This window comes from Achromobacter sp. D7-1 (assembly GCF_059760445.1).
This window is the reverse complement of the sequence record NZ_JCBAMT010000009.1, coordinates 87,258-98,250: the sequence shown is the minus strand read 5'-3', so window position 1 is coordinate 98,250 and position 10,993 is coordinate 87,258. Positions and strand designations below refer to the sequence as shown.

Below are 10,993 nucleotides of genomic sequence, written 5' to 3'. Positions count from 1 at the left end.
ACTTATGTGCTCGGAACACAATTCTCAGCAATATTGCCTTTCTGACACGGATCTTCCTTGAAAAACGATCACGACCCCCGCCTGGAGCTGATCCGCAACTGGCTGGGCAGCCTGCCCGCCAGCCTGAACCTGGCCATCGACACGCTGCGTCCGGCGTCGGCCGACGCCAGCTTCCGCCGCTATTTCAGGCTGGACGCCGGCGAGCGCACCCTGATAGTCATGGACGCCCCGCCCGCGCACGAGGATTGCCGCCCCTTCCTGCACGTGGACCGCCTGCTGGCGGACGTCGGGCTGAACGTGCCCGCCGTGCTGGAACAGGACCTGGACCAGGGCCTGCTGCTGCTGTCCGACCTGGGCGAACAGACCTATTACCAGCGCATCCAGGCGGGACTGCCGGACAGCGAACTGCAGACGCTGTACCGCGAGGCCCTGGCCGCGCTGGTCCGCCTGCAGCAGGCATCCACCACCGGCCTGGGCACCTACGACACCACCCGTCTGGCCGACGAGCTCAAGCTGTTCCCCGAGTGGTACGTGCAAAAGCACCACGGGGTGACGCTGGACGACAAGACCGCGAACGCGCTGGAAAAGATCTTCGCGCTGTTGTCCACCAGCAATGGCGGACAGGCCCAGGTGCTGGTGCACCGCGATTACCACTCGCCCAACCTGATGGTCTGCGACCAGCCACAATACGGCCCCAATCCGGGCATCATCGACTTCCAGGATGCGCTCATCGGTCCCATCACCTACGATCTGGCCTCGCTGGTGACCGACGCCCGCACCACATGGGAAGAGCCCCAGCAACTGGATTGGGCCATCCGCTACTGGGAAATGGCGCGGGCGGCAGGCTTGCCGGTGGATCCGGATTTCGCCGAATTCCACCGCGCTTATGAATGGATGGGCCTGCAGCGCAATCTGCGCATCCTGGGCGTGTTCGCCCGCCTGAACCACCGCGACGGCAAGGCGCACTACCTGGCCCACATGCCGCGCATGAATGGCTACGTGCGCCAGGTGGCCCAGCGCTACAGCGTCTTCACGCCGTTGCTGCGCCTGCTGGACAAGCTGGACGACCGCCAGGTCAGCGTCGGGTACACGTTCTGATGCGGGCCATGATCCTCGCGGCGGGGCGCGGCGAACGCATGCGCCCGCTGACTGACAGCCTGCCCAAGCCCCTGCTGGCCGTGGGTGGCCAGCCGCTTATCGTCTGGCACCTGCGCCGGCTGGCGGCCGCCGGCATCCGCGACGTCGTCATCAACCACGCCTGGCTCGGCCACGAGATCGAGCGGGCGCTGGGCGATGGCGCCGCGCACGGCGTGCGCATCCGCTATTCGGCGGAAACGACCGCGCTGGAAACCGCTGGCGGCATCGCCCAGGCGCTGCCCCTGCTGGGCGGCGAGCCTTTCCTGGTCATCAACGGCGACGTCTGGTGCGACTGGGATCCTGCCGCGGCGAAGGACCTGGCAGGCGCCCTCCCCGACGGCGGCGCCTGGCTGCTGCTGGCGGACAATCCGCCGCAGCACCCGGCCGGCGATTTCCGGCTGGAGGCCGACGGCAGCGTCCATGCCCAGGGCGAACCTCGTTTGACCTTTGCTGGCATCGGCGTCTACCATCCCTCGTTGTTCGCCGACGTCCCCCGGGGCGCGGCGGCGCCCCTGGCGCCCTTGCTGCGGCAGGCCATGGCCCGCGGCCTGGTGCGCGGCGCGCGCCATGCGGGCAAATGGACGGATGTCGGCACGCCGCAGCGGCTGGCGGACCTGGATGCCGAACTCAACGGACAGGGCCGCTGATGTCCACATATTTCACAATATCAAGGTGCGCAACCAGGCTTGTCCGCGCACCCAACCGCCCCGGCTAACGGGGTATTCTCTAGCGCTTTGACCTGCGCGCGCTGCGCGCGGGCGAGCAAACATACAGGAAGTTTTCTAGGAATGGGGATGTTCGGAAGATCGCAACGGGCTGTGTTCAAGCCCTCCGTATACCAGCCCGGCCAACGCACGCGCCGCATGCCGCGCTGGCTGGTCCTGCTGCTGGTGGGCATCGCCCTGGGCGCCGGCGGCGTGCTCTTCCTGCAGACCAACTACGGTCCGCAACGCCTGACCGTGGAACAGTCCGAGCAATTGCACAGCGAACTCAGCACGGCCAATCTTGAGCGCCAGCGCCTGCAAAGCCAGCTCGAGGAAGCCACCCAGCAGCGCGACGCCAACAAGTCCGGCCACGAAAAACTGACCGCCGACCTTTCTGACGCCCGCAGCAAGATCGACACGCTGAACAAGGAACTGGTGCTGTTCCAGGACGCCATGCCGGCCGACCCGCGCGGCGGCAACCTGGGCATCCGCTCCGCCACCTTCAAGCGCGCGCCCGGCCTGCTGGATTACCAGGTGCTGGTCATGCGCGAAGAGCGCCAAGGCGCGCCGTTCAAGGGCACGCTGACCTTCTCCATCGACGGCACCTATCCCAATGGCCGCGCCGCCACCGTCACGCCCGAAGGCCCTGCCCTGAACGTCGACCGTTACGACTACGCGCTGGGCCAACTGAAGCTGCCCGATGGTTTCACGGCCAAGGTCGTGGTGCTGCGCGTACTGGACGGTGCGCAGAAACAGCAGGCGATGCGTATCTATTACGTGCGCAACTGAAACGCCCCTACAGCCCGACGACCCGCCCTGATCCGGCGGGTTTTTTTTGCCCCAACAATATGGTTGCGCGTACAACCTTTTTGAGAATATAGTTGCGCAAACAACCAAATAGCCGGAGACAGCATGCCGCTACCCGCGCACGTTCCCGTCCTGATCGCCGGCGGCGGCCCCGTCGGCCTGACGCTGGCCGCCCTGCTGGCCGAATACGGCATCGCTACGCTGCCCCTGGAGGCGGACGACGACTACTGCAGCGGCAGCCGCGCCATCTGCATTTCGCGGCGGTCACAGGAAATCATGGGCTGGGTCGGCGCCGACCGCCCCCTGACCGCCACCGGCTTGGCCTGGACCGGAGGCCGCAGCTACTACCGCAACAGCGAGGTGCTGCACTTCGAAATGCCGCACGACCCGCTGCAACGCTACGCCCCCATGGTCAATATCCAGCAGTACGCCGTCGAGGAGTACGCCCACCAGGCCATGCAGCGCCATCCGGAACGGGCCGCGCTGCGCTGGTCGGCGCGGCTTGCAGGCCTGCAGACGGACGCGGACGGCGTCACGGCCGAAGTGGAAGCCGAAGGCGGCCGCCACACCGTGCGCGCCGACTGGCTGATCGCCTGCGATGGCGGCCGCAGCACCGTGCGCGAGGCCATGGGCCTGAAGCTGACAGGCATGCAGTACGAAGGGCGCTACGTCATCGTCGACATCGAACAGGCATCCAGCCGTCCGGTGGAGCGCCTGGCCTGGTTCGATCCGCCGTCCAATCCCGGTTCCACCCTGCTCATGCATCGCCAGCCCGGCAATGTCTGGCGCGTGGATTACCAGATCCGCGACGACGAAGATCCCGAGGAGGCCGTCAAGCCGGAGAACGTGCTGCCGCGCGTGCAGAGCCATCTGGACATGATCGGCGAGACCGCACCCTGGAAGCCGCTGTGGATCTCCATCTACAACGCCAAGTGCCTGACGCTGGACAGCTACCGCCACGGACGCGTGCTGTTCGCCGGGGACGCCGCCCACCTGGTGCCGATCTTCGGCGTGCGAGGCCTGAACTCGGGGCTGGACGACGCGGGCAACCTGGCCTGGAAATTGGCCTGGGTGCTGCAAGGCCAGGCCCCCGACAGCCTGCTCGACAGCTACAGCGTGGAGCGCGTCCACGCCACCCGCCAGAACCTGGCCTACGGCGCCAAGAGCACCGAATTCATGGCTCCGCCGGATTTCGGCTTCCGCCTGATGCGCGAGGCCGCCCTGCGTCTGGCCCTCTCGGACGAGCGAGTGCGCCAGTTGATCAACCCGCGGCAGTCGGCGCCCATCTCCTACGATGCCTCGCCCTTGAATCTGGCTGACGGCGCGCCGCAAGCCGGCGCCGCCGCCGCGCCCGGCCAGCCCGCGCCCGAAGCGCTGCTGCAGGATCGCGGCGCGCCGCTGCATCTCAGCGCGTGCTTCGGCGCAGGCTTCGTGGCGTTGGCGCTCGAACCCGACGCCAGGCTGGCAGCGGAACTGGAGGCCTTGGCCGCTGCCACTCGCGATGCCCCCCAGCCGCTGCGCGTGCTGAAGACGGGCGCCGACGCCTTGCAGGACACGCGCGGGCAACTGCGCCAGCGCTATGGCGCCCAAGGCAGCGCCGTCTACCTGCTGCGGCCGGACGGCTACGTACTGGGCCGCTGGATCGCCCCCGCGGCCGCCACCCTGCGCGCCGCCCTCCGGCCCTACTACCCCTCGATCGCCCTGGATGCGCCCAAGGAAGACCAAGCATGAACAACGATGAACTGGACCAGACCTATACCGCCATGGCGCAAGCCCTGACGCGCGTCGGCGAAGAGCAAGCGTCGCTCTTCCTGTCGATCCTGAGCCTGTCGCTGCTGGCCCGCTTGAGCGATGCGCGCGACGCCGCCGCGCTGCTGGCCCAGGCGGAAGCCGCCTGCCTGGCCAACGACCCTGTGGCACACTGTCCCGCCTCTGCTTCTACCCGCCCGACGTGAACCCGCCCGCCCTCGAACGATTCCTGACCTACCGCCTGCACGTGCTCAACAAGATCACGGACAGGGACACGAATCGCGCCTATCTGGAAGACTGCGGCATTCCGCTAGGCGAGGCGCGCTGCCTGGCGGCCATCGGCCGCTACGCGCCGCTCTCGGTCAACGACCTGGCGCGCGCGGCCAATCTGAACAAGGGCCAGGCCAGCCGCTCGGCGCAGGCGCTGGTGGACCGCGGCCTGGTGGAAAAAACCATGTCCGCCTCCGACGGGCGCGGCGTGGTGCTGGCGCCGACCCCGGCCGGCTTGGCGCAATACCAGCGCGTCATCGACCTGATCGCCCGCCGCAATGAGGAGATCTTCAACTGCCTCAGCGACGACGAGCAACGCCTGCTGGGCGACATGCTGGACCGCGTGATCGGCCATCTGCAGCCGGACGCGGACGGGGCGGAAGACTAGCCCACAGCCGCGATTGCAACTCGCTCAGGCCCTAGCCCTTAGGCGCGGTCGCGCCCAGTTGCGCAGCCGCCTCATCCATGAACTGCGCCATGCGCACGTCCAATTCGGTCACGCCGCCAGCGTCATGCGTGGTCAGGGTCACGTCCACACGGTTATAGACGTTGGTCCATTCGGGATGATGGTTCAGCTTCTCCGCGAACATGGCCACGCGCGCCATGAAGCCGAATGCCGCATTGAAATTGGGAAAGCGGAAGCGCTTTTCGATGGCGTCGCGCATCGCAACCGCCTGCCAACCTGACAAAGCGGCCACGGCGGTATCGGTGCCGACGCGGGCGGGAGGAAACATGCTCATGACGGACTCCGGAAAAAAAAGGCGGCGGCGCGTTGCGCCAGCCGCCTCGGACACTGGGCTGGCCCAGGCTTACTGCTGGACCGCGTACAGGTAGATTTCCACGCGGCGGTTCAGCGCGCGGCCTTCGGCGGTCGCATTGTCGCCGATCGGATCGTTCGGTCCGCGGCCTTCGACCGTCAGGCGGCCGGCTGCCACGCCCTGCTTGCCGAGGTAGTCCGTGACGCTCTTGGCGCGATTGACCGACAGCGTCTGGTTGTGCGCCAACGCGCCCGTGCTGTCGGTATGGCCGACCACCTTGGCCCGCAATTCAGGATGCTGGTTGAGCGAACGCGCCACGCTGTCCAGCACCGGCAGCAACGCGGGCTTGAGCTGCGTCTTGTCGGTATCGAACGACACGCCGCTGGGAATGTTGACCTTCAGGCTGCCATCGGGCATTTCCACCACGTCGATACCCAACGATGAAGCGCCCGACTTCTGCACGTCTTCCTTGACCACTTTCCAGTTGTAGCCCACCAGGCCGCCCGCCACCGCGCCGATGCCGGCGCCGATGGCCGCGCCCTTGCCGTGGCCGATCAAGGCGCCGATGCCGGCGCCGATGGCCGCCCCGGCGCCCGTACCCACGGCCGTGTTGGTCTGCTGCTGCGTGGCGCATCCCGCCAGCAAGGCACCCGTGGCCGCGACAACTGCGATCCGGTTGAATATTGTTCTTGAGCTCATGGCAACCTCCACTTATTCCGTCGGTGTGCCGGATCATTCCGGCCAGACCATGCTAGCAAGCGCGGGACGGGAGGCAGGCAACATTTTGTACTATCAGCAGGGTCCTGAAGATAGCGCGGCCGCGCTGTACGGCGCGGCCCCAGCCGGAGCGAAAAGGCGCGCAATCCCGCAACAATGGGCTACATTCCGCCCAGCGCGGGCCGGCCTTCAAGGCGAAGGCCGGCGCCTGGCGCCTAGCGCTGCTGGAACGTCCGGCGCGCCACGTTCAGCGACACCATGGCCATGAGCGCGATGGCCAGCAGGTAGTAGCTCGGCGACAGCTTGGAATCGGTGGTCGCGATCAGCCAGGTCAGGATGAACGGCGCGAAGCCGCCGAAGATCGTCACCGCGATGTTGTAGCCCAATGACAGGCCCGTGGTGCGCACCTGCACCGGGAAAATCGCGGACATCAGCGCCGGCATGGGCGCAAAGTACAGCGTCGCCAACAAGCCCAGAATGACCTGGACGATCATCAGCACGCCCACCGTCGGATACGACACCAGCAGATAGAACAAGGGATAGCACAGCACTGCGGTCAACAGGGCCGCGGCCGTCATGATGCGCGCGGGTCCGATCCGGTCAGCCAGCGCGCCCACAAAAGGCGCGCCTACCGTCATGATGACGCCCGTGACCAGCGTCGCCAGAAAGCCGATGGTCGGCGGCAGGCCCAGCTGGCGAATCGAGTACGTGGGCATATACAGCGCCAGGTAGTTGCCCACCGAGCCCAGCGCCACGAAGCCCACCGTCACCAGCAGCCGCAGTTTCTGTCCCGCAAACATGTCGCTCAGGGGCGAAGCCGAAGCCTGCGCCGCGCTGAATTCCGGCGTCTCATCCATGTGATGGCGGATGTAGTAGCCCACCGGCGCAATCAGCAGGCCGAACACGAACGGAATGCGCCAGCCCCAGCTTTCCAGCTGCGCCTGGGTCAAGGTCGCGTTGAGCACGGCGCCGAACAGCGCCGCCAGCAGGATCGCGGCGCCCTGGCTGGCGACCTGCCAGCTGGCATAGTAGGCGCGCCGATCCGGCGCATATTCGATGAGGAAGGCCGTCGCGCTGCCGAACTCTCCGCCCGCCGAAAAGCCCTGGATCAACCGTGCGACCAGGATGATGACCGACGCGGCAACGCCGATCTGCGCGTGCGTGGGCACCACCACGATGATCAGCGTGCCTATCATCATCAGGAAAATGGAAGCCGTCAGCGCCGCCTTGCGCCCGGCCCGGTCGGCATAGCTTCCCAGCACGATGGCGCCCAGCGGCCGCATCAGGAACGACACGCCGAACGTGGCCAGCGCCAGCAGCAGCGAGGAACTCTCACTGGCGGACGGAAAGTACAGCTTGGCAATGATCAGCGCGAAGGTGCCGTACGCGATCATGTCGAACCATTCGAGCGCATTGCCGATGGACGCGGCGATCACCGCGCGCCGCGCCTGGGCGCGCCGGTCGCCTGATGGCGCCGCCTTGTCGCGGGCAGCGGCCGCCGCATTCCACGTTGTCTTCTCCGAGTAAGCCATTTTTCCCTCTGTTTTTTTGAAGAATTAACTATCGATCAACTTATGGACGGGCTATCGCAAGATGGCCCGCCAGCTTTTCCATGAACTGTTCGCACAGGCCGATCTGCGACAGCGCCACATACTCATCGGGCCGGTGCGCCTGCTGCAGATTGCCCGGACCGCAAATCACGGCCGTCATTCCTGCCCGCTGAAACAAGCCCGCCTCGGTGCAATACGCCACCTTCTCGGTGCCGCGCATACCGGTCAGCGCCTGCGCCAGCCGCGCGATCTCGGCGGTCGCGGCGGTATCGAAACCCGGCACTTCCGCCATCGCCTCCAGTTCGATGTCGGCCTGCGGGTGCTCCGCCTTGATGCGGTCGCGCAGTTCGCCGGTGATGTAGCGGCGCAGGCCGCCGATCACGTCCGGCGCCAGCACGCCCGGGATGGTGCGGAATTCGAACTCGAACTGGCAACGGTCCGGGATCGTGTTGACGGACAGGCCGCCCGAGATCGTGCCGGTGTTGGCGGTGGTGTACGGAACCTCGAAGTCCTGGTCGAACGGTCCGTTCTGGCGATGGCTGTCGGCCATATCGCGGATGTGGCAGATGGCGCGCGCCGCATATTCGATCGCGTTGACGCCACGCGGCGTCAATGAAGAATGCGCGGCATGCCCATGCACGGTGCAGCGGTACAGATTGCTGCTCTTGTGCGCCGAGATCACGCGCATTTCGGTCGGCTCGCCCACGATGCAGCTATCGGGCCGGATCTCCAGCTTCGCCAGCTCGCGCAGCATGGCGTCCGCGCCCAGGCAGCCGACCTCCTCGTCATAGCTCAGCGCCAGATGCAGCGGCACGCGCAGGCGCCGCGACGTGAACGAGGGCAGCATGGCCAGCGCCGTCCCTATGAAACCCTTCATGTCGCAGGTGCCGCGTCCGTAGAGCCGGCCATCGCGCACTTCGGGCGCGAACGGATCGCTGCTCCAGGCTTGGCCGTCCACCGGCACGACGTCGGTATGGCCCGAAAGCACCACCCCGCCCTGGGTGCCGCCGTCGGCCGCGGGGACGGTCACGAAGAGGTTGGCCTTCTTGCCGTCGGCGTTGTAGATCAGCCGAGGCGCCAGCCCGGCCGCAGCCACGTGGTCGCGCACCGTTTCGATCAGGCCCAGGTTCGACAGGCGGCTGGTCGTATCGAAGCGCACCAGCCGTTCTATCCATTCCAGGGAACGGGGAAGCTCAGGAGTATTCATGGGTCTTGCCCTAATGTTGAGGTCCGGCGCCGGCGCTCAGGCTGCCTGGCCCCGGGCCGCGTCCAGAAAGCGCGATAGTCTAGCCACGCCTTCATCCAGGCGTTCGTGCGCGCTGGCGTAGCACCAGCGCAGATAGCCCTCGCCCTCGGGACCGAAAGCCACGCCCGGCGCCAGGCCCAGGCCGCCGCGCACCACCAGGTCCTTGCAGAACGCCAGGCTGTCCGAGACGCCGCGGACGCGGAAGAAGGTGTACATCGCGCCCGGCGCCGCGCCGGCCAGCTCGACCCCAGGCACCTCGCCCAGCCTCGCCGCCAGATGGTCGCGTGCCAAGCGCAGCCGCTGCACCGTGCGCGCGATGACGGGCTCGCCCTGTTCCAGCGCGCACAAGGCGGCGGTTTGCACAAAGCCGGGCGTGCAGGTGTTGCTGTATTCGATCAGCTTGCCGATCTCCGGCAGCAGTCCGCGTGGCGTCACCACCCAGCCCACGCGCCAGCCCGTCATCAGCCAGGCCTTCGAGAACGAGTTGCAGCTGACCACGCGATCGTCCGGCGCGGCGATGTCGAGGAACGTGGGCGCCACCGCGCCTTCGTAGTAGTAGCGTTCATAGACATCGTCGGAGATGATCCAGATGCCTTGCTTGCGGCAATGCTCCAGCACCGCGCGCTGCTGCTCGGCGGTCATCACCCAGCCCGTGGGATTGTTCGGCGAATTCACCAAAAGCGCCCGCACATCCGGCGTCAAGGCGCTGAGCAAAGCGTCCAGATCCAGGCGCCAGCCGCTCTCCGAGAACGACAGCGCCACGGTCGTCACCCGCGCGCCCAGCACCTTGGGCATTTCCACCAGGTTGGGCCACAGCGGCGTCACGGCAACCACGTGGTCGCCCGCGCCCACGAGGGCCTGCACGGCGGTCATCAACGCCGACGTGCCCGAACTGGTCACCGCGATGTTGTCCACGTCGCGCTGGCCGTGCAGGCCGCTCACATACGTGGCCAGGCGTTCACGCAACACCGGCACACCCAGGGTCTGGACGTAGAACGTCTGCCCGGAAGCGATATGGGCGATCGCCGCGTCGCGGAATGCTGCCGGCGTCTGCTCGTCGGGCTCGCCGAACCAGAACGGCAGCACGTCGGCGCGGCCCATGCCTGCATTGGCGACTTCGCGGATTTGCGACGAACGCAAGGTCTGCACGCTAGCGCGCGCGGTCGTGCTGAAGCCGCCGGAAGATACTGCTGTATTCATGCCTGTTCCTGTCTTGCCAGAAGAAAGAGATCGCGCCGCCCGCTCAGCGGCACGCCGCGTCGAACTGCGCGCGCGCCTGACGGGCGCCCCGGGCCAGCCAGGCCACGTCGGAGTGCAAGGCGATGAACTGCACCCCCAGCTTGCGGTAGCGCGCCGCCTCTTCGGGATCGTTGGCGAAAATGCCGACCGCCTTGCCCGCCGCCCGGCCGGCCTCAATCACGCGGCTCACGGCCTCGCGCAGCTCGGCGTGGGCCATGTCGCCCAGGCGGCCAAGGCTGGCCGCCAGATCGGCCGTGCCGACGAACAGGCAATCCGCCCCAGGCAGGGCGGCAATGGCTTCCACGTTGCGCACCGCCTGCGCCGATTCGATCTGCAGGACCGCGCAGGCCTGCTCATTGGCCAGCTTGACGTAGGACGGGTCTTGCCCATACATGCCGGCCCGCACCAGCCCCGCCACCCCGCGCACGCCGCCATTGCCTTCGAAGGGAAAGCGCATGGCCGCGATGGCGCGGCGCGCGTCCTCGACCGTGTCGATGTTCGGGAAAATGATCGTCTTGGCGCCGCAGTCCATGGCGCGCTTGACCAGCGCCGCATCGTTAACCGTCACGCGCACGATCGGATACGCCGCCGCGCCATGCGCGCGCGCCGCATCGATGGCCTGCAATTGCGCCGTCAGGCCCGCCACATCATTGGGCGCATGCTCCATGTCGACCACCAGCCAATCGAAGCCGCAATGCGCAATCGCCTCGGCCACGGCCGGGCTCGCCAAAGTCAGCCAGCAGCCCTCGGAAGGCTCCAGGGCCAGGAGTGCCTTGCGTATCGGATTCGAATCTTTCATGTCTGCTCCATAGTGTT

General features: G+C 67.1%; 12 protein-coding genes. 6 read left to right on the top strand and 6 right to left on the bottom strand.

Translation table 11 applies throughout. The annotated features are described in order from the left end of the window. Positions 1–57 precede the first annotated feature (57 nt). From AC6LKD_RS06370 to AC6LKD_RS06345, 6 genes are all read left to right on the top strand, one after another. Positions 58–1,098: an aminoglycoside phosphotransferase family protein gene (locus AC6LKD_RS06370; RefSeq protein WP_498115553.1), complete on the top strand. Its 1,041-nt coding sequence runs from the start codon at positions 58–60 to the stop codon at positions 1,096–1,098. Continuing rightward, a complete protein-coding gene (gene murU / locus AC6LKD_RS06365) occupies positions 1,098–1,784 on the top strand; it encodes an N-acetylmuramate alpha-1-phosphate uridylyltransferase MurU (RefSeq protein ID WP_498115552.1) in 687 nt (228 codons plus the stop codon). The genes AC6LKD_RS06370 and murU overlap by 1 nt, the downstream gene beginning before the upstream one ends. 147 nt (positions 1,785–1,931) lie before the next feature. Next, positions 1,932–2,630, top strand: coding sequence for a DUF6776 family protein (locus tag AC6LKD_RS06360; RefSeq protein WP_013391599.1), 699 nt, complete (start codon positions 1,932–1,934; stop codon positions 2,628–2,630). A gap of 123 nt (positions 2,631–2,753) precedes the next feature. After that, on the top strand, positions 2,754–4,379 hold the full coding sequence (locus AC6LKD_RS06355; protein ID WP_498115551.1) for an FAD-dependent monooxygenase: 1,626 nt from the start codon (positions 2,754–2,756) through the stop codon (positions 4,377–4,379). Next, on the top strand, positions 4,376–4,603 hold the full coding sequence (locus AC6LKD_RS06350; RefSeq protein ID WP_492276001.1) for a hypothetical protein: 228 nt from the start codon (positions 4,376–4,378) through the stop codon (positions 4,601–4,603). The genes AC6LKD_RS06355 and AC6LKD_RS06350 overlap by 4 nt, the downstream gene beginning before the upstream one ends. Beyond that, entirely contained in the window at positions 4,600–5,055 is a 456-nt protein-coding gene (locus AC6LKD_RS06345; protein WP_498115550.1) for a MarR family winged helix-turn-helix transcriptional regulator, read from the top strand. The genes AC6LKD_RS06350 and AC6LKD_RS06345 overlap by 4 nt, the downstream gene beginning before the upstream one ends. A gap of 31 nt (positions 5,056–5,086) precedes the next feature. On the opposite strand, the gene AC6LKD_RS06340 is transcribed toward AC6LKD_RS06345, so the two are convergent. The 6 genes from AC6LKD_RS06340 to AC6LKD_RS06315 form a co-directional block, all read right to left on the bottom strand. Beyond that, positions 5,087–5,407: a 4a-hydroxytetrahydrobiopterin dehydratase gene (locus AC6LKD_RS06340; RefSeq protein WP_013391595.1), complete on the bottom strand. Its 321-nt coding sequence runs from the start codon at positions 5,405–5,407 to the stop codon at positions 5,087–5,089. A 69-nt stretch (positions 5,408–5,476) separates the two neighbouring features. Beyond that, complete coding sequence (locus AC6LKD_RS06335; protein ID WP_013391594.1) at positions 5,477–6,124, bottom strand: YiaD family glycine zipper/OmpA-like lipoprotein; 648 nt, start codon at positions 6,122–6,124, stop codon at positions 5,477–5,479. A gap of 233 nt (positions 6,125–6,357) precedes the next feature. After that, complete coding sequence (locus tag AC6LKD_RS06330) at positions 6,358–7,674, bottom strand: MFS transporter (protein ID WP_013391593.1); 1,317 nt, start codon at positions 7,672–7,674, stop codon at positions 6,358–6,360. Between the two features lie 40 nt (positions 7,675–7,714). Next, complete coding sequence (argE, locus tag AC6LKD_RS06325; RefSeq protein ID WP_013391592.1) at positions 7,715–8,899, bottom strand: acetylornithine deacetylase; 1,185 nt, start codon at positions 8,897–8,899, stop codon at positions 7,715–7,717. Between the two features lie 36 nt (positions 8,900–8,935). Further along, positions 8,936–10,138 (bottom strand): pyridoxal phosphate-dependent aminotransferase, encoded by a 1,203-nt coding sequence (locus tag AC6LKD_RS06320; protein ID WP_498115549.1) that lies wholly within the window; start codon positions 10,136–10,138, stop codon positions 8,936–8,938. Positions 10,139–10,181: 43 nt separating this feature from the next. Then, positions 10,182–10,976, bottom strand: a complete 795-nt coding sequence (locus AC6LKD_RS06315; RefSeq protein WP_498115548.1) for an HpcH/HpaI aldolase family protein — start codon at positions 10,974–10,976, stop codon at positions 10,182–10,184. Positions 10,977–10,993: the final 17 nt, after the last annotated feature.

What these genes read in the sequence shown, in the direction of transcription:
- murU (WP_498115552.1), top strand. Translation starts at nt 1,098, where the DNA reads ATGCGGGCCATGATCCTCGCGGCGGGGCGCGGCGAACGCATGCGCCCG.
- AC6LKD_RS06360 (WP_013391599.1), top strand. Translation starts at nt 1,932, where the DNA reads ATGTTCGGAAGATCGCAACGGGCTGTGTTCAAGCCCTCCGTATACCAG.
- AC6LKD_RS06355 (WP_498115551.1), top strand. Translation starts at nt 2,754, where the DNA reads ATGCCGCTACCCGCGCACGTTCCCGTCCTGATCGCCGGCGGCGGCCCC.
- AC6LKD_RS06350 (WP_492276001.1), top strand. Translation starts at nt 4,376, where the DNA reads ATGAACAACGATGAACTGGACCAGACCTATACCGCCATGGCGCAAGCC.
- AC6LKD_RS06340 (WP_013391595.1), bottom strand. Translation starts at nt 5,407, where the DNA reads ATGAGCATGTTTCCTCCCGCCCGCGTCGGCACCGATACCGCCGTGGCC.
- AC6LKD_RS06335 (WP_013391594.1), bottom strand. Translation starts at nt 6,124, where the DNA reads ATGAGCTCAAGAACAATATTCAACCGGATCGCAGTTGTCGCGGCCACG.
- AC6LKD_RS06330 (WP_013391593.1), bottom strand. Translation starts at nt 7,674, where the DNA reads ATGGCTTACTCGGAGAAGACAACGTGGAATGCGGCGGCCGCTGCCCGC.
- argE (WP_013391592.1), bottom strand. Translation starts at nt 8,899, where the DNA reads ATGAATACTCCTGAGCTTCCCCGTTCCCTGGAATGGATAGAACGGCTG.
- AC6LKD_RS06320 (WP_498115549.1), bottom strand. Translation starts at nt 10,138, where the DNA reads ATGAATACAGCAGTATCTTCCGGCGGCTTCAGCACGACCGCGCGCGCT.
- AC6LKD_RS06315 (WP_498115548.1), bottom strand. Translation starts at nt 10,976, where the DNA reads ATGAAAGATTCGAATCCGATACGCAAGGCACTCCTGGCCCTGGAGCCT.